The organism is Dictyobacter kobayashii (assembly GCF_003967555.1).
In the GTDB taxonomy this organism is placed as follows: Bacteria; Chloroflexota; Ktedonobacteria; order Ktedonobacterales; family Ktedonobacteraceae; genus Dictyobacter; species Dictyobacter kobayashii.
On sequence record NZ_BIFS01000002.1, the window covers coordinates 944,756 to 968,098 of the forward strand.

The window sequence follows — 23,343 nt, forward strand, 5'->3', positions numbered from 1 at the left end:
CACCTTTATTTCAATATCCCAGGAAAGAGCGGGTATAATAGGGCGACACCTGAAAAGAATATACTGGCTAAAGATAATTATACATCGTATTAGCAGATTTTCAGGAAGAGCGTGTGCCCTCTGAATCTTCATTGACAGAATACGGAGGAGGCGATTGCTCCACAACAGATTTTATACGCTCTCCCAATAAATTACCATCATCAGCATGAATTAGCATCATCAGAAGATCTGGCCGTACCTTTTCGATTACATTCATCAAGTCCTGACCTTCTGAAGCTCGCTGCAAGACATAGCCGGTTTTATCTTTTAACTTATCAATCAAGAGATGGATATTGGGTTCATTATGGACCAACAGGATTGGCTTTCGCAAGCTATTACCACTAGCAGAGGGAGTAACGGTATCACCAATCAAAGCGCTTCCCTCTAAAGATTGAGGCTCAAACGGTGAATCTGACAGATCATGTACAGCTACGGGTTCTCTGGTTGTCAATTGCTGCAGCACATTCAGAAGGGCATCACGAGCAACCGGCTTAACCAGATACTCATCAGCTCCCAACACATAACCAGCCGAACGATCCTCTAGCACAGTCAATAAAATCACCGGAATCGAAACGGTCGCGGGATTAGATTTTAGTTGATGCAGAATCTGCCAGCCATTAACGCGCGGCATCATAATATCCAGCGTAATTACCTTAGGGCGCAGCTCCTGAATAATCTCAATCGCCTTGCTTGAATCCTGAACACCAACCACGCGGTAAGGGGTCTGTTCCAGAGAAGCAGCAATCAATTGGAGCACATCAGGATTATCATCGACAGCCACTACCAGGTAAGCATCTTTATCCAGTGGCTCAACATTATGAACCGCGCGCAAAGTTGCCGTATCAGCGATCAAAGGCAATTCCTCATTTGGTAGAATGGTGGTAATATTTTTTTGATCCTGCAGTGTATTTAATCGCATTTCATGTATAAAGCGCTGATCACGCAGGTGTATGGGCAGCACAATAGTAAAGGTAGAACCTTTCCCCTCCTCACTTTGGATCTCAACCTTACCGCCCAGCAGCAAGGTCAATTCGCGAACGATCGAGAGTCCCAGGCCAGTGCCACCATAGCTACGACTATTACTATTATCAACCTGATAGAAAGCCTCAAAAATATGCTCTTGCTTATCGCTACTGATACCAATGCCAGTATCCACAACCGAGATAGCAATCTGCTCAACCCCATCGTCACGTCCATTAGGAACAGATTGTCGAACCGCCGATACAGTCACCGACCCCTTCTCAGTAAATTTCAAAGCATTTGAGACCAGATTCAACAAAATTTGACGAACCTTACGCGGGTCCGTCTCAATAGTAGTAATCCCCTCTTGTACCGAAGTCGAGAGCCGTAACTTACGCTCAAGAGCAATTGAGCGTGTCTCCTCCACCACCGAGTTCAATAACTCCTGCACATCAATTTCAGAAGCCTTGATATCCATACGACCAGCCTCAATCTTAGCCAGGTCCAGAACATCATTAATCAAGCTCAATAAGTGTTGAGCATTCTTCAAGATGCGCTCGACATTATCATGTTGGCGGCCCGACAAAGGAGATTTTTGCTCTGAGCGCATAATGATCTGGCTAAAACCAATAATAGAGGCCAGCGGGGTACGCAATTCATGCGACATGGTAGACAAAAACTGGCTACGCACACGATTCGCCTCTTCTAAGGCTGAATTGAGCACCGTTAACTCATCACGTTGCTGGCGCAGGGCTTGATTGCTCAATTCTTGCTGATGCGAATATTCAGCCAGCTCGCGTGCCTGTTGCTGCGTATGTTCATAGGTCTGAGTATTACGAACAGCGGTCGCTACATTACTGGCCACGACCTGGATGACATTGCGGGTGCGCTCACTCATAGAAAAAACAGAGCCGACCACCAGCACGCCCATCAACTCATTGCCCTGAATAAGAGGCAAATGATAAAGCGTTGAAGGTAAAACCTCACCAATAACCGTCTTAATAGAAAAAGCCTCCGTGGCTGGGCTTTGTCGTGTTACCAGCAGGGGCTCGCGATCCTGCGCCACCTGGCCAACCAGGCCCTCACCCAGAGCAAAAATCGTCTGCCGGCCAGCAAATTGCAGACCGCGCGAAGAGGAAAGTTCTAATTGTTTATGCTTATCATCATACAAATACAAGGCCGCGATCTGCACATCCAGCAAACTCAACAGGCGTTGAAAAAAATGCTGCATCAAAAGAGAGAGATCCAGGGACTCAGTCAAGAGCGTATTAAGTTGCATTACCTGCTCAAGGATATCGCGATCCTTTAAAATACCCTGTTGCTCCTGTAAGACCTCGGCCATATTGTTAAAGGTAAGGCCAACCTCATTGAGCTCACTGTCACGGCCCTCCTTCACACGAGCCGTCAAATCGCCAGCCCCAAAAGCCGTGGTCGCAGACTTAAGATTATCCAGTTGCTCCCTCTGCACAGCCACATATAAGCGAAAAGTATACCAGAGGTAAACGATAACAATTAAAGTTAAAGCAATTAAGGAACCCAGGAAGGACCAGCCTCGTATATTCACACCGTTTTGTAATACAGCCAGATCGCTATCGCTGGTAGATTGCATAAACGCCACATCCGCGCGCAGAGCATCGAAATAGCCTTTACCACGGCTATTCAGGTTATCTGAGCGAGCAGTCTTCAAATCGCCTTTGCGCATATTCACCAACTGCGGATTAGCATAATTATTTGTCCAGGTTATGACACGCCCCTCCACCCGATCCAGAGCCAGAGCCGTGTTATGAAAACTATCTGACGAAATGGCAGTTTTTAATTTCTGCAAATAAGAGGTATAGTTCTGCTGGCCACTGGTGAAAGGTTGCAAAAAAGAGGAATTATTAGTAGCGATATAGCCACGTAAACCTGTCTCCTGATCGATCATAGCTTGCAACAGGCCATTTATATTATCATGTAATGCAACTTTTTGCTCTCCCAACTGCTGCTGATTACTAGAAACATAGAAACTAGCAACAGAGCTTAGCAGCAGACAAAGCACTAAAAATGCAACGGAAATAAATAATCGCTTACGCAACTGTGCAATCAAGCTGCGCTGTGCATCTTTCCGTGGTTGTAGCTGTGAATTATTGATCATAATGCACTCTTTTTATTAAAATGAGAGATGTCTCAATGAACGTCCATCATAGTCACTTACAAATCCCAAAACGAGAAGTGACCGGGTAAATAAGCACAATGTAGCTATCTATTCCCACGATATTCATGCAAATAGGGGGTGGCCAGGTCCATCCTATCATACCGCATCAACGCCCTAAATTAAAGAGCCAATATTTAAATAATTATGGTAATCTCTTCTGGTAAAACGCCTGCAGATCTAACGGGTAACAGCAAAGGATTAAAGGATATGCATCAGCTTTACATAAGAAAATAACATCTTGCCATCCCTATCCATGACTCTACTATAAATAGTCTGCTCCAAAATATATCCAGAGATTATTGATAACAAATGCATGCACTGGCAATCACATGGTATAATAAGCAAACGAATCCGATAGTCATCTAAATAGCTCTACTATAGATGAAAAAACACATCTATAATAAAGCCTCATTTATAAATCATGATGAAGCCAGAGGGTGATCGTACTACAGAGATAGCACAACTTAAGTGCAATAGAAGCATAATAAAGAGGTAGGATTTGGAAAAAGAAAAGTCATCTCTTACTCCTGAAGGAATTATGGTAAAATCGTATCAGAACAAACAGATGAGGACATACACGGCCCCGCCTCAGCAAATTGAAGAGCAGCTACTCACGGAACTCATTGAGATGTCCCATGATGCAATGATTATTTGTGATTCTCAACAGCATATTCAAAGCTGGAATCATAGTGCCGAAAGGCTATATGGCTGGACAAGCCAGGAAGCGATGGGACGCATTTACCACGAACTACTTCAAACCAGGCCCAGTGAGGGTGACCAGGATAGCCTGTTCAGGCTTTTGAAAGAGGATCATTGGGAAGGCGAACTGGTGCAGACCAGTCGGAATGGCACATCGATTATTATAAAAAGCAGCCAGACAATCCTTAAAAACCAAAAAGGCCATCCCATGCACATTTTGATTGCCAATCAAGACATCACCGACAAAAAACAAATGGAGCAAAGACTACAAGATCAATTTCTTTTGACTGCTAAAGCCAAAGAAATTGGCTTTTGGGCCTGGGACATTGCCAACGTCCAATCCACCATTGAGACCCAGATACTAGCGGCCCTCAATAACATGGCTCAAGAAGAGCAATCATTATATCTTGCCGACCAGATTGCCAATCAGCATGCGATTCAGCGTGCTTTACAAACTGGCGAGAATTACTTCGATGAATACGTATTTGTTGATAAGAATCAGCGCGAGCATTGGATCGAAGTACAGGGACGAGCCGTCTATGATGAGCATAAAAAGCCTACCAGGATGATCGGAATGGCGATTGATGTCAGCCGGCAAAGGCAAAAAGAAAACCAATTAAACGAATCAAACCACCGACTCCATACCATACTGGAAAGTCTCAGAGACGCTTTTTTCTTGCTTGACCATAACTGGTGCTTCAATTATGTAAATCAGCAAGCAGCTACATTTATCCATCAACCAATGGAAGAACTGCTTGGACAAAATATATGGGAAGCGGTACCTGCCCTTAAAGGCACAATCTTTGAAGAAAAGGCGTATGAAGCCGTCCGTTCTCGACATAGCATCCAATTTGGAGCGATCTTTGAACCAACCCAGCACTGGTATGACGTCCACCTGCATCCAATCCCCGAAGGTTTATCGGTCACTTACAACGATGTTACGCCATACAAGCGAACAGAAATAGCATTGCGGGCCAGCGAACATAAATTCAAAACTTTGATAGACGCCAATATTATGGGCTTCACCCTGGCGGATCTAGATGGAAAAATCTATGAAGCCAATGACGAATTGCTAAAGATGCTCGACTATACCAGGGAAGATCTTGCCAACGGCAAATTAAACTGGCAAGATTTTACACCGATGGATTACAAGGAGATAGACCGTCAAGCGGTCGAAGATCTCCTGAACACAGGTGTGTTCACGCCTGTGGAGAAAGAGTATTACAATAAGCATGGGCAGCGCGTACCAGTACTGATGGCAGGCGTGATGGTCAATAATGAGCGGCCCCTCTGCGCCGCCATTATTGTAGATCTCACCTCCCAAAAAGAGCTAGAAAAGCAAAAAGAAACCTTTATGAGTATTGTTGGACACGAATTACGCACCCCACTTACTGCTATTAACGGAAGTATGCAGCTTGCCCAGCGCCGTATACAACGCTTCTTACACAATCGTCCCGAAACATTGCCACCTGATGTAGAGATTATGATTAACAAGCTAGGCAAGTTACTCGAACAATCGCTACGCCAGACACGCGTACAGAATCGCTTGATTAACGATATGCTGGATGCTTCCAGGCTAGCAATCGATAAGTTAGAGCTCGCGATGCAGCCCTGTGACCTCATCAATGTTGTAAAGGAAACAGTCGAAGATATACGCTATGCAGAAGGCAATCACCCTATCTACTTGATCCTGCCCGAACAAACACAACTACAAGTCACGGCCGATAGCGATCGCATCAGCCAGGTAGTCGCCAACTACATTACGAACGCGCTAAAATATTCGAATCCAGATACGCCCGTGACCATAGAAGTAACCAAAGATGAGAACGAGGCCCGCGTATGGGTGCAGGATCAAGGACAGGGTCTGTCAGAAGAGGCGCAAAAACATATCTGGGATCGCTATTATCGTGCAGCCAATGCCAAAGACAAAAAGGGCCACGGAGTCAATCTTGGTCTAGGACTCCACATCTGCCAGATCTTGATCCAACGCCACAACGGACAGGTAGGGGTTATCAGTCAGGAGAACAAGGGCTCTTCGTTCTGGTTCTCGTTGCCGCTTAAGCAACCGGATACACTGGAGGTAGCTCCAGTCTCTACACATCCAGGCTTACAGCGCTAGATTTTTTAAAGATGCGGACGTGCGCTGACACGCCCGCATCTGTTTATATAATGTGGTGTAGAAAATGCTCTGTGAGCATTTTCTACACCACATTATATAAACAATTTTGAATATCCATCGTTAGCGTTGCTGGCCAGTAGCCAAAAGGAGCGTGAGAGTAGTATTATTAGTAATAACTAATATTTGTAGGGCTCTGCGTTCCTGAGCGACCCATTTTCCTGCGCCAATAGACAGAAATATATTTTGATCATGAAAACGCCTATCCGTTTATCGCACCATACAGTTTTTATCGAGAAACGTCCCGTGCACTACCAGCTGGTCAACTCGGCTCTAAAAGATCAAGCAGCGCCCCGGGAAGCTATTGTGCTGGTACATGGATTGTGTGCATCCAGTTACTGGTGGAGTCGGAATCTAGAGCAACTATCAGAGCACTATCGTCTCTATTTAATCGATCTGCCAGGCTTTGGTTCAATGCGGCAGGAGCGCCAGAATTTTCAGCTCTCCAAAACAGCCTCCTGGCTCTTGCAATGGATGGAGGAAGTAGAACTACCCAGGGCGCACTTCATTGGTCACTCGATGGGAGGCTTTATCTGTACCGAACTAGCCGCGAGGCGTCCCGATGTAGTAAATAAACTTGTATTGGTAGCGCCGGCCTTTATGCCGCCTGAACGCCAGTTTTATCATTACCTGTTACCCTTATGGCGCGGTATATCACATACATCACCGGCCTTCTGGCCTATTCTTACCTACGACACCATACGTACAGGTCCTTTGACCCTGCTCAATGCCGCCCAACAATTACTGAGCCACAACAATCGCGAGCATATCAGCGATCTCAGCATGCCAACGCTATTAATATGGGGAAAACACGACACCCTGGTACCGGCCGAACTGGGCCAAACGCTCGTGCAAGAAATACCGCAAGCCCAACTCATCGTGCTGACACGCGCAGGTCACGTTTGTATGTTTGAGCAGGCTCCCCTCTTCAACAAACATGTGCTGCAATTTCTACATCCAGCGCAGCCTGACTCAATCATCCAATGACAAACGTCTCCCCATATGCAACCAGGAAAATATAGCCCCGGAGACCTTCATCCAGCGATTGCAGGAACAGAATAGAAGGCCGTAGACACATTACGAATTTCTTGGACGTCCGTATCGAAAGAGTGAGACAAAAACACACAAATTGACACATGTAGCAAGGCAAACTAGAAAAGAGCAAGCAACAGCAAATGAACGAGCGGATCAATGTAAGATAACGCTCCCCTATGGCAGCTCCAGCGTCGAACTCCACTCCAACCGTCCTATCCTGCTATCTTTAATGAGGAGCAACGCATGTCATCTGATCCCAAATCCTGGAGCATTGGTATTGAGGAAGAATACCAGATTATCGACCCACATACCCGGGCCCTGACCTCGGCCTCCCAGAGTATCCTCTCTTTTATCGAGCCAGACCTGCAACAACACATTGATAGCGAGCTACAGAGCAGCCAAATCGAAACCGCATCACCCATCTGCTACACATTGTCCGAAGTACGTAATATGGTTATCCACATGCGTGCCGGCTTGATCAGCGCCGCCGCCAAAGCTAATTGCTGGATCGCAGCCGCCGCCACCCATCCTTTTTCGCATTGGAACGAGCAACAAATCACGCAAAAGCCACGCTATCAACAGGTACAACAAAACTACCAGCAGCTAAGCCATGAACAGGTTATTCAAGGATGTCACGTGCATATTGGATGTCCTGATCGAGAGCTGGCGCTCCAGATCATCAACCGGGCGCGCCTCTGGCTCGCGCCACTACTGGCACTTAGCGCCAACTCTCCCTACTGGCTAAAAGCAGACACAGGTTATGCCAGTTTCCGCAGCATCATCTGGTCGCGGTGGCCAATAGCAGGGCCTCCGCCTTATATTCCGACCAGCGCCGCATATAATGATCTGATACGCCTGTTCATACGAACCGGCACACTGGAAGATGCCAGTCATGTCTACTGGGATATTCGCCTATCAGAGCATTATCCAACAATTGAATTTAGAATCATGGATGTATGTATGACAGTTGACGAAACCGTCATGCTCACTGGACTTATCCGTGCGTTGGTCCAGACCTGCGCGGAACAAGCTCGTCAAGGTATTCCATATCCAACGGTACCCAACGAGGTATTACGAGCTGCCCATTGGCGTGCGGCTCGCTATGGCTTAGAACAAGATCTGACAGATGCAGATGCTGGCAGCATCATACCAGCACATGAACTGATCGAACGCTTTCTGCTTCTGCTACGCCCAGTCCTCAAAGAGAATAACGAGTGGGCAGAGATTTCCACACTGGTCAATGCAACATTGCGGCATGGCAACGGAGCAATGCGCCAACGAACAGCCTTCAAAAACACAGAACGTCATCAAGACGTCGTAGACTTTATCGTAGCTGAAACTGCCAGGGGTGTAGCGCAACACCCTTTAGTAGCAGAGCTACAGCATAAAGTTGCTCAACATTAAAGCCCGGCCGGCTTCTCCTGCCAGGAAACGGCCTTAAAGCGATAGGCTGGTGCGGATGCGAGAAAATGCATCCGCACCAACACAAAATGGGCAGATGTCAAAGCAGCTAACGCATTAATCGTTGCGATATGGTACCCTTTCTCCAGTGCTAACAGCACGGTCCGAATGTAAAACAATAAGAAGACTTCAAACAATCGGCAGAACATCCAAGTGAAAATTGTTCCCTTGAACGATTAATGCCAACGCCAATGCCAATGCCAGTTCCGCCACAAATCGTCGCGAGATCGGCATCGATAAGCTCGATCTCACCCGCTGGATTGGCAGGCAGCTGTGCCAGATCAGAGGGTCTCAGACTACGGCGATACGCTTCGTCTGTCCAGGCGCGCACAATATCTATAGAAGACATAGGAACATCCTTTCTACATGGAAGCGAGAGTAAATCACTTCCAAAGCTACAACATACAGGCTACATATGTACGATAAAAAACCTTCGCAGCCAAACACACAAGAAAAAATGCGTCGGCATCCTTACGATGGTCTTATTCAGCCATCATACGAACAGGAGGGGCCAGAATAAGCAGATCAGGCACGGCTTGCGGCTGCGCTAAGCGCAAGAATTCATAGCCAATACCTGCCAATCCCAGCATCATCCCAGGAGTTTCGACACCGAGAGGAAGACCGGTCACCCAACCTGTGCGTTCACCACATTCAAGTAGCATCGCAGTCAGTTGGGAAAGCGGCTCCAAATATTGAGTCATGCCTAAATGTTGTGTAGCAGTTAGCAGCAATTCTAAATTGCCCAGGTCCCCATGACAAAGCGAGTGGTTAGAACCAAAGCCCTCCTTTAAGGTTGTTTGTAGAGCCACATCCACTTCCTGGCGCAGGATGGCAGTATCTTCATATTTCAGTAACTCCATACGGCTCAGCCCCAGGCCAGCCGCGCCATGACACCATGCCACCACAAAATGTGCCTCATCATTAATGGTCGCTTGATCCTGCGCATTAGACCACGGCGAGTTCCGCAAATCAGGCCAATTTTTATGCGCAATTGAAAACAACTGTCGCTCGAAAGAGAGTAGGGGGAGAGAAGCACTGCGAAAGCGCTCTTGCTGGCAGACAGCAGACAGCTTCACCAGGCTCAGAGCCATGCCAGCGGCCCCATGCGCATATCCGGTTAACAATCCGTTTTGCCGCAGGGTGGCCATTGATACATCCCGGGCGGCCAGGTCCAGGGATTGAAGCAGATGATCACCACAACGGATAGCATTAGCAAGAACCCGGGGTGTGGGTAGTACGGTATATAAGCTCAACAGCGCCAACAAACAGCCAGCAGAACCATGCACAATATCGAGCTGCCGATCTTGCTCAATCAATGGCTCGATATGCTCAAGCACACGCTCCACAGCCTCCAATAACCAGGGCTCATGCCAGAGCGCAATTAAATGGGAAAAGAGGTATATTAGCGAGCCCCAGCCTGCAAAAGCCCCCACGCCTTGCATTGACAGAGGAGAAGAAGAGGATGGCAGCAACTGCTGGCAGATAGAAGAAGCAATCGTGCGAGCCAGTTCAGCAGCCTCTTCCTGGTCCTCGCCTTCACCAAGGTAGGCCAGAAAAAAAGCGATGCCAGCGAGGCCATTATATAAATCATAGCCAGCAGCACTAATATGCCACTCCTGATGGGTCCCCAATGATAGATTTAGCCAGTCAACACCAGAACTATTGTGAATGGATAGAATCTCTAACCGCCGTCCAATTCTGGCAGCCGCAGCGCGCAAGCGCTCAGGGTCGGCAGGAGAGACAGGAGCACGGAGCGGTAGAATCGGGGGCTGAAAATGTTGCTCCTGGCCTGCCACAGACGCCAAAGAAGCCTGGATGATCCATACTTGCCGCAACAAATCTGTATCATCCAATAGCGTTAAACGCTGCACGGCCATATCCATCCCACTATGCGAACAGAATGCAGCCACCTGCTCTCCTCCACTGGTATAGAGGTCATAGCTGGAGACCTGGGTCAAGAAAAAAGGCACATCCCCCGATAACAGATCAGCCCGTTCCGCGGCAATCACGCTGGCTAAGTGCGGCTGCTGAAGCGTAATTGACCATAGACGATCCATATAGCGATACTGATCGAGAGCATCACGTAACACATCGGGATGAAAACTTTCCTGCAATATCAAGCTATAGGCCATGGTAGGTCGTAAAATCATGCGGATCTCGTCACGCGCAAAAATGGGCAATATCGTCTCCAACAGCGCCTCACGGTCAGCAACCAATAAACGATACATAGAAACAAAGCCAAACACGATACAATGCTGATAGTCAGAGAGAGCTACCGGCTGCCCATTCAGATAGGGCCGATTTCTGCGGCCCATCAAAGTAGCGAAATCGCGTATAACGTGCATCTGATCCGTACCAACATTGGCCCATGTCGGCATTGCGACCGGGATTATCTGGCCCTGTATATCACTCATACCGCTCATATCCATCCCGGCGACTTGCTCATTCGACCAGAAACGATAAGGCAATAAGCCCACCGACAACACAGACGCTTGCAACACCTCATCAACAGCAGTGCCTGCAGCCCCGTAACCTCCTGCTGTCGAACACGAGGACAAAACAACGCCTCTAGATCAACCAGTACTGGCTGCTCACCAGCTGCCACCAGATTTTCCGCATGAACATCGGTCGCAGACAAAGTATATAAGAGAGCCAGATAAGCTCCTTGCCGAATGTAAAAGCGCTCAACCTGCTCGGGGAAGTACAATCACAGGCTTCAATAAACTCAGACCATCCATAAGTCCCTTGATCCAAAAAGCGGAGCAGGCGAAACGGCGGCAATTTGCTTCTGACATTTAACCATTGTAATAATTCCTGGAAATGGATATCGACCGACAAAGAGCGCGGCTTATAAACCAGCCGCAGGCCAGAGCTAAAGCGCAAGAGGAAAACACTTCGGCCCCCTCGATGTGAGTCCCCGGCTCCACATAACACCTCAACCAGGAAACCAGGATCTTCCTCGGGGAGAAGAGAGTCCGAATCTCCTTCCAATCGGCACATAAACGTCGCAGAAACTCCAATGAAGTTTCACGCCACTGGTCCATCTGTGCCATCAACTGGCGGGCCAGGACTGGATATCGAGACAGGATAGACAACATGACCTGTGGCTGGCTACACCAATCCACAAAAAAAGCAAAACGCGCCTCAGGGGTTGGGCCCTGTAAACGCCCTTGCAGGCGCATCACATTCAGCTCAAGGGCCAATACCTTGCTCACTTTCAGTAAAAGCTGGCCCGGCAATTGCCGGAAAAGCAAGGTCATCACAGTTTGAGGATCAAACGGAGGATGTTTCTGACGTTGGAGGAATATTTGCATCTCCACATAGACACGTTTCCAGGCGCTACGTAGAAGAGGACGAATAGCCCCAACAAGTAAATCTACCCCTTCTTCTTCCTGCAATGAGGGAAGAGGACACGGCATGTCCTTATCATTCAGAGTAAAGGCCTGCATCAATTTATCCAGCCAGATCAGATCGCCCGCAACCCTCTGCTGCATAACCTCTATTGGCTCAGCCAATAGATAGAGCAGATCTTCTTCTGAAAGGTCATCAATGGCCAGGCGAGCAACGAATTGCGCCTCATTTTGAAAAGGGGGTAGCTCCTTCCACCATCGTAGCTTACGGGCCGCCAGATCAGAATCGAGGCGATCATAAGTGACTTTGAGCTTACCATCAGCTCTCCACAGAGCCACACGTTCAGTCAAGGTGAGAGCACGATACCAGGAGGCAGAAATTGCCCGTTGTGGCGTGCCAGTTGTCGTCTTATGCCCCTCTCCTATCATTTCATCACATCCCCTCTTACAGACCACTACATTTAACAGTATAATTTTGTTATGAAATTATTTTCGGCATACGTCAAGCAATCAATACATTCCTGGCATTTGAATATAATATACAATAATTTAAAACATTTCTATAAGTGAGTAGGAATATTTTGCCAGATATACAAGACTAAAAGGTACCATCATATAGGATAAATAGAAGCAACAAACACGTAATAACGGCTAACATGTTATAATGATTTTGCATCGTTCAATGCGCGCATATTACTGGCTTACAGCAGAGAACGAAAGGACAAGAGTAGAGGAACACCTCAAGGGCAATGCGAAGGAGGAAGAAAGGGATGGGAGAAAAAATTTGTCCAAGAGAAATGGTAGCGCCGAACCAGAGGCTTAAACAAGAAAGGGAACGACGGTTTTGGACGCTAGAAGACGTCGCCAGGCATATCAATCATCTACCGAACTTTGGGCCAGGTGAGCCTGATCCGGACATAGTAGAATACTGGGAAAAAGGGATACTTTTTCCTACCCCCCGCTACTGCCAGGCGCTATGCACCATATTTCAAATGGATGCCTATTCGCTGGGGCTGACCCCCCCCACACAAAACTTACTAATACAAGGGGCGTTTCTGCCTGAAGAAGATATTTATAAGACGGTGGCTGGAGGTGAGGAAACATTGCTCCGCGAGCCAGGCTATTGGAAAAAGCCAGATACAGCATTAACAGGCTTATTGGAGCACTTTCCACAAAAGGATAACAGAACATCCAGCACCCAACACAAAATGGCGGACCGGGCAGGTGAGAAAGCCTCACCATACTATCCCCCAGAAAGTATTGATAATACCGTATTCAGGAATATAAAAACCGCCCACGCGCCCCAGGAAAAAAGCAATCGCCAGCATCTACTCAAACGCGTACGGCGCTTCTGGATAACGGATGTACTTGAGCATTCACTTCATCATGCCGCCCTGATCGAACTCGGGCTGCAAACAAGGCCAGATGCCCTGATTAATCCCTGGCATCTACTGCAAGAGTCGGCCCAGGCCAAACGAACATTGCCAGCCAATACCTCAATCGCCCAGGTCTATGATGAGGCTGATGGTGCCCTGCTCATATTGGGAGAGCCCGGGGCGGGCAAGACCACACTGCTGTTGGAGCTAACACGCTACCTGCTAGATCGAGCCGAGCAAGACGAAAATCATTTATTACCAGTAGTCTTCAACCTTTCTTCGTGGGCAATCAGGCGTGCCTCCATACACGACTGGCTAATTGATGAACTCCACGATAAGTACCAGGTCCCAAGAAAGGTAGGCCAGAACTGGGTCGAGACCGAAGGGATTTTATTATTATTAGATGGACTTGATGAAGTTAGCGCGACACACCGTGCAGCCTGTATCGATGCGATCAATCTCTTCCGCCAAAAACACGGGCTAGTGCCAATAGTAGTGTGTAGCCGCAGCGCAGAATATCACAACTTATCCACACAATTAAGTCTGCAAATGGCGGTAGTCATCCAGCCACTGGCTCCCCGCCAAATTGAACAATACCTCAAGAAAGTCGGCAAACCATTAGAGGCACTGCGGGTCGCACTACAACAAGACTTCTACCTGCAGGAACTGGCAACCACGCCACTGATGTTAAGTGTACTGGCACTGGCTTATCACGGGATGCCATTGGACGAGATTCTGCAAAATGGTACGATGGATAGCAAACGGCAACAGATTTTTGCCACGTATGTACAACGCATGCTTAGCCGACGTGGAAACTCTACCAGTCATCCTCCCGCCCAGACCATTCAATGGCTAGCCTACCTGGCCCGGCAAATGAAACAACAAAATCAAAGCGTCTTTTACATCGAGCATATCCAGGCTGACTGGCTGGAAGAGCCGAGATCTCAACGCATCTACGAACGCCTGGCAATACAACTTATCGGTACCTGCATCGGTGCCTTGATTAGTCTGGTCGTCAGTCTGCTCTTCTTAGGTAGTTTAACCGTAACCATACGTACTATTTACGGTCTGATGGGAGGACTCCTGGGAGGACTATTAAGTGGCAGGACGCTTGAACCATTACCTGATTTAAAGACACGACCGACCGGTCGAGGCTGGGAGACCTGGCTGAACCGGCTCATCAGCCACGGACCAACTCGCAATGGTCTGGGAGTTGCCTTGATTGCAATTCTTATCCCGGGTGGCTATACCTGGCATGATCCATCCAAAGGATTAATTATCGGCAGCGCCCTTGGTCTAACCAGTATGCTCTTAAGTATTGTACTGGCGCCGACGGCCAGTACCAATGGCAAACGGAGAACCTATAATTTAGTCAAGCAAGGCATTCTGATCGGCTCCTTAATCGGACTGAGCACCGGGCTCAGTTTTGGCTTTCTGATCGGGCCCATCATTGGCATCGGCTTTGGCTTGATTGTGGGCATTAGCTTCGGCTTAATTTCATTACTACTTTTACTCTTCTTCTCACAAAGAAGCCCAACCATCCAACTAACCGAGATCCTTACCTGGCATCCAAAAAGTTTACTAAAAGGACTAATCAGTACACGTTACATCAAGCAAGGATTATTAGTAGGTGGCCTCGTCGGATCAAGCATCGGCCTGAGCAATGCCTTGATCTTTGGACCTAGCGTAGCGCTGGCACGCAGTTTAAGCTTTGAAGTGAATAAAATTTTAGCCCTGGGCAATGACACGGAACTTATTTATCGTGCGATTGTTGGGCTTGGTTTTGGACTCAGTACAGGCTTGAGTATTGGCCTGAGCTATTGCTTTATTTTAGGTCTGCTAAACGGGCTCTCGAATCATAAGCTTGAGGAACAGCGCCGGATGACGCCCAACGAGGGGATTGGCCGCTCAGCGCGCAATGGGTTGATTGTAGGGATCATTTGTACATGCGCCACCTGGGGCATTCACATTTTAATGCTGCTCGTCTTCACAAGATCCTACTATCTGTTGAGTCAAGGTCTTGGAATGATGTTGAGCGATCAATCCAGCCAACAACTAAATATATTGCTCGATGAAGGTATCAATCAAGTGCTGAGCTTTGGACTGCACAATGCGCTCTACATAGGGCCATCCTGCGGTTTGTTAGTAGGGCTTTTAATCGGGGGCTGGGCCTGTATACAACATATAGTTCTGCGCATCCTCCTCTGGCATAGCGAAGACATGCCCTGGAATTACGCACAATTTCTCGATTTCGCCACCGAACGTATTCTCTTACGCAAAGTTGGAGGAGGATACATTTTTGTACATCGCCTGCTATTGGACTACTTTGCGGCCCTTACACCCAGGGGCACAAGTGAAACAGTGGATGATACCAACGAACATATATCGTCACGCTTAATACTTTAAGTCTTGAAGCGCCGATCCTCGGTTTAAATAATAGCGGACGTGCACTGGCGCGCCCAGGCTGTTTTTATGGCGTGGTGTAGAAAAATGCTCTGGTCGCATTTTTCTACACCACGCCATAAAAACAATGTTGAGTACCACAGGTGAGTAAGCACCTGTCCTGTGTGATCTTCATGCCTGAGTTTGAGTGCCAAAGGCGCTCAAGAAGTTTTCTTATGTGGTGCAAAAAGTGCGATGTACGCACTTTTTGCACCACATAAGAAAAAAAAGTGCGGGCGCGCCTGCGCCCGCCCTCAAGACAAAGAGAGAGGGACAGTTTTGATCGTTTGAATGGAGTTGTGTTCAAGCACGCCACTATCAAGACTCGGAGCACCCGGGGAAGAGATGGGAAATTTGATCGTAAAACAGGAACCCTGACCAAGCACACTTTCAACCGCGACAGAACCACCCATAGATTCAGAAAACTCTTTAACAATAGCCAGTCCCAGACCAGTCCCAGTCCCATTTTGTGCATTAGAGGCCCGATAAAAACGATCCCAGATACGTGTAAGATCAGCCGACGCGATACCTTCACCGGTATCTTTGACCTGCAAAATCACCTGCTGCTCATCGGCATCCGCCGCAACAACAATAATGCCTCCCGGGGCCGTATGCCTGATACCATTATGAATCAAATTATATAAAATTTGTTCCAGCCGATTATGATCCACCAGCGCCAATGGCAATTCAGGCTGGATAGAAGCGATCTCTGCCATAACCTCAACTCGGCTACCACGCCAGGCCACAGGAGCGATAGTCTCTACAACACGAGTAACCAGTAACTCAATGTTAGTCGGCTCACAACGAGTCTCCAAACGACCAACCTCAGCACGAGCCAGCATAAACAAATCATTGATCAAGGATTGCAGGCGTATAGTCTGCTGCTCAATGATCTGCATATCTTGCTTCAAAGTTACGGGAGGCTGATCTTGCTGCCAGTTAGCCAGGCTGGATTCCAGGTAGCTACGCACGGTCGCTACAGGAGTACGCAGTTCATGAGAGACACTGGCAATCAGCTCACGACGAGCATTGAGGAGGGTCTGAACATTATCGCGCTCCTCTTTCAGCGCACGCATGGTACTTTCAAGGGCAGAGGCCATCGCATTAAAATCAGCCTGTAGATGAGCAATCTCATCTTCCCCCTCAATATTAACACGAATACTATAATCGCCACTGCGCAGCATGCTGGTTGCTAGAGCAAGATGTTCGATACGCCGGGTGATGCGACGAGTAAAGATATAAGAGGACAAAATAGAGGGTGGCAACACACAGGCTACAGTAAAGATTGTACACATGAACATAACAAAGAGGAAAGAGATAATCAAATAAAGAGGCCTGGTATCTGTAAAAAGTGTACGGGCATCTAGAATCAAGAGCAGGAACACAATTACTGCACTAATAACACCCGCCCCAATAACCACAACCATCAAATGAGAATGCGTCACCGCCCAACGCAGCCGCTTCTGTCGCAAGCGCTCCCAGAATACCAACACATGCAACACCATGCGTAACGCGAAAAAACCGATGCAGGCAAGGATAGAACAGACAACAAGAGGCACTACATCTGTCATATTGGCACCCATCAAAGTAATTGGATTAGCCTGGTGAAATAGCCAGAGAAAGAAAAGAGCGCTGCACGATAATTCGAATAATAAAACGCCTGCCACTTCAATCTCTATCAGTAATTGTTGCCAGATGGTGCGCTGGGGTGGACGCAGGCGCCAGCGGCAAGCCAGCCAGAGTAGCGAGAACAAACTATAGACAGCACAAAATTGGGTTGTATAGTCATTAAGAGAGGCATTCTGAGTGGCAGAGATAGCAAAAGCCGATGGCAATACCAGCGCAATAAAGCCTTGAATAACCAGTACTTCGATCAGGGCACGCGTCCAACGCGCACGCAAAAAGATATTCCAACGCAGTACCAGATCACCCATCATAGGAAACTGTCTATCCATTCTATACCCCTCTTAAGAGCGTGCCAGGCCTGTTGACGACTCTTGCCTCAAACGATAACCAACGCCCCAAACTGTCTCAATAGAGTCACCAAGTTTACCTAACTTTTTACGCAAACGCAGCACCACATTATCCACCGAGCGATCACCACCAACATAAGTCTCGCTCCAGACCGTCTCGATAAGATATGCACGGCTAAAAGCGCGGCCGGGACTACGCAGCAGCAATTGTAGCAAAGTGAACTCGGTAGGACTTAAATCCAGCATCACCCCATTCAGGGTCGCCACATGCGTCTGTGGATTAAGCTGCAATGGGCCGCGCACCAGCATGGCGCCTGCATCGCTACGATCAGCATTCAATGTCTGCAAGATCAACTCATTGCGGCGTAAGAGCGCACGCACACGTGCAATCAGTTCACGCACGCTAAACGGCTTGGTAAGATAATCATCCGCTCCGACCTCCAGACCAACCACACGATCCGCCTCCTCACTGCGTGCCGTCAACATCAACACAGGAGTAGAAGATGTCTGCCTGATCTGCCTCAACACATCCAGGCCATTCAACCCTGGCAACATCCAATCCAGAATCACCAGATCCACATGAGAATCGCCATGAAGCTTAACCGCAGCAAGGCCATCACTGGCATGCAGCGTTGAATAGCCAGATGAGGTGAGCTCACGCAAAACAACCTGGGCCAGGGCCGCTTCATCTTCAACTAACAATATGGTTGTCATCTATCCATCTCTTCTCTATCTATCATCAGCTGTAATTAACACAATTATAACCGCAAAACGGAAATGGTTAAACACCTGGTAGACTCCATGATCAATTAATTTAGATATTGCGACAAATTTGCGACAATCTAGCGCTAGCAGGTTAAAAATTGTCACCCTTCTCATTCCAATGCCGTGTTCATGAATAGAAGACCGGTAACAATCGTTAAGATAGAGCAAAACACATCAATAATGTGATACAGACAATAACAGTGTCATACAAAACAGAGCATACGCAACAGGGGAAATCCTGAGCGATGGAACTGTTTCATGGCGTCGAAGAAGGGAAAATTTATGACAACCAAAGAGAAACCAGCAACCAAACATACAACAACCCATCAGAAAACGGTTGCGCCCCAATTAGCCACTGTAACTGACTTAACACAAGATGAAGTACAGGCCGTAAGCAATGTTGTCAACCCACTTATCGCTGACGCATTTGCTCTTTACACAAAGACAAAGAATTTCCACTGGCACCTGTCCGGCTCACATTTCCGCGATTACCACCTTTTGTTTGATAAACAGGCCGAGGATATACTGGAATCTATCGACGTCATGGCGGAGCGCGTCAGGCGCATCGGCGGCACCACAATCCGTAGTATCGGACAAGTTAGCCAGCTGCAAACTATACAAGATGACAACGACGAATTTGTGCCAGCGGGAGAGATGGCCAAACGTTTGATGAATGACAATGCACATTGCGCCCAGATGTTGCGCGCAGCCATTACAATTGCAGACCGCAATCATGACAACGGTACCTCCAACGCGCTGGAGGATTTACTAGATCAAGCCGAGCGCCGCAAGTGGTTTTTGTTTGAGATCGTACAAGGAAAAGACAACGCTGGCTAAACGCTTGAAGAGCAGTAAATCAAATCTTGTCTTTATGAGGAACAGCATCATCCCCGGCTCCTGATTAAGAGTCGGGGATGATTGCATCGCGAGCATGACACGAATATTTTCTAGGCTAAGAGATGTAGATTGTAAGCAGCTCGCTCCAATTCTTCACGGAATTGCGGGGCCGCGATAGCGATCAGGCTCCGCGCTCGCTCGGCGAGATCACGGCCATGTAGAACGGCGACCCCATACTCGGTTGCGACATAGTGAACATGGGCTCGGGATGTCGTAACGGCAGCGCCTGGCGTCAAAATAGGGACGATACGTGAAGCCACATTATTAACAGGTTTCAGCAAGCCAGGAAGGGTGTCCAGCACAGCGGCAGTCAACTCATCCCCACGTGGTACGCGAGCTGTAGCGGGCAAAGCAATAATGGGGCGACCACGCCTCGACAGCGCAGCCCCGCGCATAAAATCCATCTGCCCACCCACTCCACTATAAAAACGCGTCCCAATCGACTCGGCACAGACCTGACCCGTTAAATCAACTTGAATCGCGCTGTTTATGGTCACCATATGCTCAAATTGGCGAATATTAGCTGTACTATTTGTATAATCTGAAGGTCGCATTTCAACAGTAGGATTATCAGCAATAAAATCAAGCAGTCGGCGCGATCCAACCACAAAGCTAGCCACAATCTTCCCACGATCCATAATCTTATTTTCACCCGTAATCACACCCTGCTCCACCAGATCCAGAATGCCATCAGAGAACATCTCAGTATGTACACCTAGAGCGCGCCGATCGCTTAAGGCCTGCAGAACCGCGTCAGGGATAGCCCCGATCCCCAATTGCAGCGTAGCCCCATCCTCAATTAAACTGGCCACATAGCGTCCAACCTGCATCTGTATCTCATCCGGCTGACGACGAGCGACCTCATAAAGCGGTTCATCACATTTAACCGCATAATTGATCTTAGAGATATGTACAAAACTGTTGCCATGGGTACGCGGCACCTGGGGATTCACCAGCGCGACCACCTGCCGAGCAAAATCCACGGCGGCCCGTGCGACATCCACCGAAGCCCCTAGCGAGCAATAACCGTGCATATCGGGTGGGGAAACCTGGACAAACGCAACATCTATTGGTAGAGAACCGGTTGGCTCAAAGAGAGCCGGGATATCCGAAAGAAAGACAGGTGTATAGCTAGCGCGACCATTATTGGCCGCCTGGCGCAGATTTTCTCCCACGAAGAGTGCGCGCGTCGAAAAATGGCCGCGCCACTTTTCATCGGTGTAAGGAGCAGGTCCATAGGTATGCAAATGGGTCAATTCAACATCCTGCAGCTCCAAACCACGCGCCACCAGGGCATTAATAAGTGGGGTCGGCGTCATACATGCGCCATGGATAAACACACGGTCACCGGAGGAGACAGCCCGTACAGCAGTAGCGGCATCACACCAAGTAGTCATATAATACCTCTGAATTATAGAAATTACATTTATCTTCAGTATAAAAGACGATCTATTGCTGCCAAAAACCCCGCCTGAACATCACAAAACGCTCTCACTTTCCATCAAGGCTTTTTCATGTTCCTCTTTGGCGCCTGCGGCGCCGGGTTGGGAGGGAGGAGAGTGTGGTGGGCGGCTGTGGCCGCCCACCACACTCTCCTCCCTCCCTGAAAGAAGGTCCATCGTATGGCTTGCTCGTGATCTCTGGACGAACATAAAAAAGCCCTGACTTTCCAGGTAGACAACACAGCACCGAGATGAATACAATACAGATGTAAAAATATCAGCACACAGCTCAGCAACAGCAGAGACAAGGATAAAATATGCGGATCATCGCGGTCATTATTGGCATACTGCTCATCATACTGATTGCGCAAGACGGCTTCGAAACAGTCATCCTACCAAGGCGCGTGGCGCGAAAATTTCGCCTGGCACAGATTTTCTATCGCACGACCTGGATATTGTGGGCGGGCGTGGCACGTAAGATGCGTCCCGGCAATCGACGTGGGCAATATTTAAGTTATTATGGACCTCTTTCACTACTTCTGCTCCTGGCGGTATGGGCCTCGGCATTTGTGTTAGGCTTTGCCTTGATCCAATGGGGATTAAACTCGCCGCTCCATTCACCAGCGACAAAAATATCATTTGGCACCTATGTATATATGAGCGGCACCACCTTTGTCACCCTTGGCCTGGGCGATGTCATTCCCCTTTCCGGCCTGGCGCGCGCACTGGTAGCGCTGGAGGCTGGTTTTGGCCTGGCATTCCTGGCATTAATCATTGGGTATGTACCCGTAATCTACCAGGCCTTTTCGCGCCGTGAAACCAATATCACCCTGCTAGATGCCCGGGCAGGCTCACCTCCAGGAGCCCTGGAATTGCTCAAACGGCACGCGCACAGCAATTATCCAGATGAACTACTACAATTCATGCGCGAATGGGAAAAATGGTGCGCCGAGCTACTCGAAAGCCATATCTCTTATCCCGTCCTGACTTATTATCGGTCACAGCACGAACGCCAATCCTGGCTGGGAGCCCTCACCACAGTATTGGATGTCAGTGCATTAGCCCTGGTCGGGATTGAAAACCTACCCATCAAACCCATGAAATTTGCCTTTGCCATCGCCCGCCACGCGGCAGTCGACCTGGCACAGACCTATGGCACACCGCCAACCGGCAATGCCAAAAGATTATCATCAGAAGATTTCGTCAAACTGCGCGATCAGCTAGCCGAGGCCGGATTAGTTTTCAGCCGCGAAGAAACAGCTGAACGTCGGCTGGCAGAAATTCGCAGCACCTATGAACCATTCCTGGTTTCACTTTCAGAACACCTGCTTATGCCACTCCCCGATTGGGTACCCCAGGGAGAACGGATCGACGACTGGCAGACCAGCGCCTGGGATCACTTCCTACCTTCAACCCCCTATACTATTGACCGCGCAATGCGCCGCGAATAAAAAAGTGGGTTCTCCAAACTAGAGAACCCACAATCGTTCCTACTAGAAGCTAATCCCAGCGTAGTGTAGAGGCTGCCTGATACTCGGTAACCCGAGTCTCAAAGAAATTTTTTTCCTTGCTCAAATCAATCGTCTCGCTCATCCAGGGAAAAGGGTGGGGAGAATGATACTGGACGGGCAGACCAATACGTTCTAGACGCCGATCGGCCACATGCTGTACATACTGCCTGAATGCGCTGGCCTGCAATCCTAGAACACCCTGTGGCAAACAATCTTGCGCATAGGCAATCTCTAACTCTACAGCTTCTTGAATCAAGGCAAGCATATGTTGTTGAAAATCATGCGTCCAGAGCGCAGGCTTTTCAGCTTTAATGCCATTGATTAAATCGATACCGAAGTTAAGGTGGATCGTCTCATCGCGCAAGATATACTGGAATTGCTCACCGATACCGGTCATTTTATTGCGCCGATGGAAGGACAAAATCATGGCAAAGCCACTATAAAAGAAGATCCCTTCCATGATCACATAATAACCAATTAAGTTTTGCAAGAAGGTCTGAGCGCCCTCCGACGTTTGCGTTGAAAAGTGTGGGTCCAATAAAGCAGAGGTCAACTTCATTTCAAAAGCATCTTTACGGGCAATCGTTGGAATCGTATGATACATAGTAAAAACTTCATGCTCATCAAGACCCAGACTCTCCACAATATAGAGAAAAGCATGCGAATGGACGGCCTCTTCAAAAGCCTGGCGTAGCAGATACTGGCGGCACTCGGCATTGGTAATATGCTTAAAAATACCGAGCACCAGGTTATTGCCAACCAGACTTTCAGCGGTGGCAAAAAAGCCCAGATTGCGCATAATCACCAGACGCTCAGCCTCGGTAAGCGCATGGCTGCGCCAGGTTTCAATGTCTTTATTCATAGAAATTTCATTGGGCATCCAATGATTAGCACAACCATTTAGATAATGCTCCCAGGCCCAATGATACTTGAGGGGCATCAATTGATTAACGGTCACCTGCTGGCCATTCAACAACTGCTTCTGCTTTACCGATGGCCCATTTTCAAACAATAAACTCATTT

Annotated in this window: 13 protein-coding genes and 1 pseudogene; 6 read left to right on the plus strand and 8 right to left on the minus strand. The window is 48.3% G+C overall.

Annotation, left to right across the window (positions count from 1 at the left end; genetic code table 11):
- Positions 1 to 100 precede the first annotated feature (100 nt).
- Positions 101 to 3,133, minus strand: coding sequence for an ATP-binding protein (locus EL645_RS30870; RefSeq protein ID WP_126556099.1), 3,033 nt, complete (start codon positions 3,131 to 3,133; stop codon positions 101 to 103).
- A 598-nt stretch (positions 3,134 to 3,731) separates the two neighbouring features.
- On the opposite strand from EL645_RS30870, the gene EL645_RS30875 reads away from it, so the two are divergent.
- The 3 genes from EL645_RS30875 to EL645_RS30885 all read left to right on the plus strand — a co-directional run bounded on the left by EL645_RS30875 (position 3,732) and on the right by EL645_RS30885 (position 8,507).
- Positions 3,732 to 6,011 carry a PAS domain S-box protein gene (locus EL645_RS30875; RefSeq protein WP_126556102.1) on the plus strand — a complete coding sequence of 760 codons (2,280 nt, stop codon included), beginning with the start codon at positions 3,732 to 3,734 and terminating at the stop codon, positions 6,009 to 6,011.
- 249 nt (positions 6,012 to 6,260) lie between these two features.
- On the plus strand, positions 6,261 to 7,055 hold the full coding sequence (locus EL645_RS30880) for an alpha/beta fold hydrolase (RefSeq protein ID WP_126556105.1): 795 nt from the start codon (positions 6,261 to 6,263) through the stop codon (positions 7,053 to 7,055).
- A gap of 291 nt (positions 7,056 to 7,346) precedes the next feature.
- Positions 7,347 to 8,507 carry a carboxylate-amine ligase gene (locus EL645_RS30885; RefSeq protein WP_126556107.1) on the plus strand — a complete coding sequence of 387 codons (1,161 nt, stop codon included), beginning with the start codon at positions 7,347 to 7,349 and terminating at the stop codon, positions 8,505 to 8,507.
- Positions 8,508 to 8,655: 148 nt separating this feature from the next.
- Here EL645_RS30885 and EL645_RS30890 read toward each other — a convergent pair whose 3' ends face one another.
- From EL645_RS30890 to EL645_RS45940, 3 genes and pseudogenes are all read right to left on the minus strand, one after another.
- Positions 8,656 to 8,913 (minus strand): mersacidin/lichenicidin family type 2 lantibiotic, encoded by a 258-nt coding sequence (locus EL645_RS30890; protein ID WP_126556110.1) that lies wholly within the window; start codon positions 8,911 to 8,913, stop codon positions 8,656 to 8,658.
- A 133-nt stretch (positions 8,914 to 9,046) separates the two neighbouring features.
- On the minus strand, positions 9,047 to 11,122 hold the full coding sequence (lanM, locus tag EL645_RS30895; RefSeq protein ID WP_126556113.1) for a type 2 lanthipeptide synthetase LanM: 2,076 nt from the start codon (positions 11,120 to 11,122) through the stop codon (positions 9,047 to 9,049).
- 50 nt (positions 11,123 to 11,172) lie between these two features.
- Positions 11,173 to 11,564: pseudogene (locus tag EL645_RS45940) on the minus strand (DUF4135 domain-containing protein); the annotation flags it as partial.
- Positions 11,565 to 12,684: 1,120 nt separating this feature from the next.
- Here EL645_RS45940 and EL645_RS30910 point away from each other — a divergent pair.
- Positions 12,685 to 15,696: an NACHT domain-containing protein gene (locus EL645_RS30910; RefSeq protein WP_161977835.1), complete on the plus strand. Its 3,012-nt coding sequence runs from the start codon at positions 12,685 to 12,687 to the stop codon at positions 15,694 to 15,696.
- A 290-nt stretch (positions 15,697 to 15,986) separates the two neighbouring features.
- On the opposite strand, the gene EL645_RS30915 is transcribed toward EL645_RS30910, so the two are convergent.
- Complete coding sequence (locus EL645_RS30915; protein ID WP_126556125.1) at positions 15,987 to 17,687, minus strand: sensor histidine kinase; 1,701 nt, start codon at positions 17,685 to 17,687, stop codon at positions 15,987 to 15,989.
- Between the two features lie 12 nt (positions 17,688 to 17,699).
- On the minus strand, positions 17,700 to 18,419 hold the full coding sequence (locus tag EL645_RS30920) for a response regulator transcription factor (RefSeq protein WP_126556128.1): 720 nt from the start codon (positions 18,417 to 18,419) through the stop codon (positions 17,700 to 17,702).
- 333 nt (positions 18,420 to 18,752) lie between these two features.
- Here EL645_RS30920 and EL645_RS30925 point away from each other — a divergent pair, with 333 nt between their 5' ends.
- Positions 18,753 to 19,307, plus strand: a complete 555-nt coding sequence (locus tag EL645_RS30925; protein ID WP_126556131.1) for a Dps family protein — start codon at positions 18,753 to 18,755, stop codon at positions 19,305 to 19,307.
- A gap of 110 nt (positions 19,308 to 19,417) precedes the next feature.
- Here EL645_RS30925 and EL645_RS30930 read toward each other — a convergent pair whose 3' ends face one another.
- On the minus strand, positions 19,418 to 20,764 hold the full coding sequence (locus tag EL645_RS30930; protein WP_126556134.1) for an acetyl-CoA hydrolase/transferase family protein: 1,347 nt from the start codon (positions 20,762 to 20,764) through the stop codon (positions 19,418 to 19,420).
- Between the two features lie 362 nt (positions 20,765 to 21,126).
- On the opposite strand from EL645_RS30930, the gene EL645_RS30935 reads away from it, so the two are divergent.
- Positions 21,127 to 22,260: a potassium channel family protein gene (locus EL645_RS30935; RefSeq protein ID WP_126556137.1), complete on the plus strand. Its 1,134-nt coding sequence runs from the start codon at positions 21,127 to 21,129 to the stop codon at positions 22,258 to 22,260.
- 49 nt (positions 22,261 to 22,309) lie between these two features.
- Here EL645_RS30935 and EL645_RS30940 read toward each other — a convergent pair whose 3' ends face one another.
- A complete protein-coding gene (locus EL645_RS30940) occupies positions 22,310 to 23,341 on the minus strand; it encodes a ribonucleotide-diphosphate reductase subunit beta (protein ID WP_126556140.1) in 1,032 nt (343 codons plus the stop codon).
- Between the last annotated feature and the right edge of the window lie 2 nt (positions 23,342 to 23,343).

Coding starts and splice junctions, on each gene's coding strand:
- EL645_RS30870 (WP_126556099.1), bottom strand. CDS start 3,133: ATGATCAATAATTCACAGCTACAACCACGGAAAGATGCACAGCGCAGC.
- EL645_RS30875 (WP_126556102.1), top strand. CDS start 3,732: ATGGTAAAATCGTATCAGAACAAACAGATGAGGACATACACGGCCCCG.
- EL645_RS30880 (WP_126556105.1), top strand. CDS start 6,261: ATGAAAACGCCTATCCGTTTATCGCACCATACAGTTTTTATCGAGAAA.
- EL645_RS30885 (WP_126556107.1), top strand. CDS start 7,347: ATGTCATCTGATCCCAAATCCTGGAGCATTGGTATTGAGGAAGAATAC.
- EL645_RS30890 (WP_126556110.1), bottom strand. CDS start 8,913: ATGTCTTCTATAGATATTGTGCGCGCCTGGACAGACGAAGCGTATCGC.
- EL645_RS30910 (WP_161977835.1), top strand. CDS start 12,685: ATGGGAGAAAAAATTTGTCCAAGAGAAATGGTAGCGCCGAACCAGAGG.
- EL645_RS30915 (WP_126556125.1), bottom strand. CDS start 17,687: ATGGATAGACAGTTTCCTATGATGGGTGATCTGGTACTGCGTTGGAAT.
- EL645_RS30920 (WP_126556128.1), bottom strand. CDS start 18,419: ATGACAACCATATTGTTAGTTGAAGATGAAGCGGCCCTGGCCCAGGTT.
- EL645_RS30925 (WP_126556131.1), top strand. CDS start 18,753: ATGACAACCAAAGAGAAACCAGCAACCAAACATACAACAACCCATCAG.
- EL645_RS30930 (WP_126556134.1), bottom strand. CDS start 20,764: ATGACTACTTGGTGTGATGCCGCTACTGCTGTACGGGCTGTCTCCTCC.
- EL645_RS30935 (WP_126556137.1), top strand. CDS start 21,127: ATGCGGATCATCGCGGTCATTATTGGCATACTGCTCATCATACTGATT.
- EL645_RS30940 (WP_126556140.1), bottom strand. CDS start 23,341: ATGAGTTTATTGTTTGAAAATGGGCCATCGGTAAAGCAGAAGCAGTTG.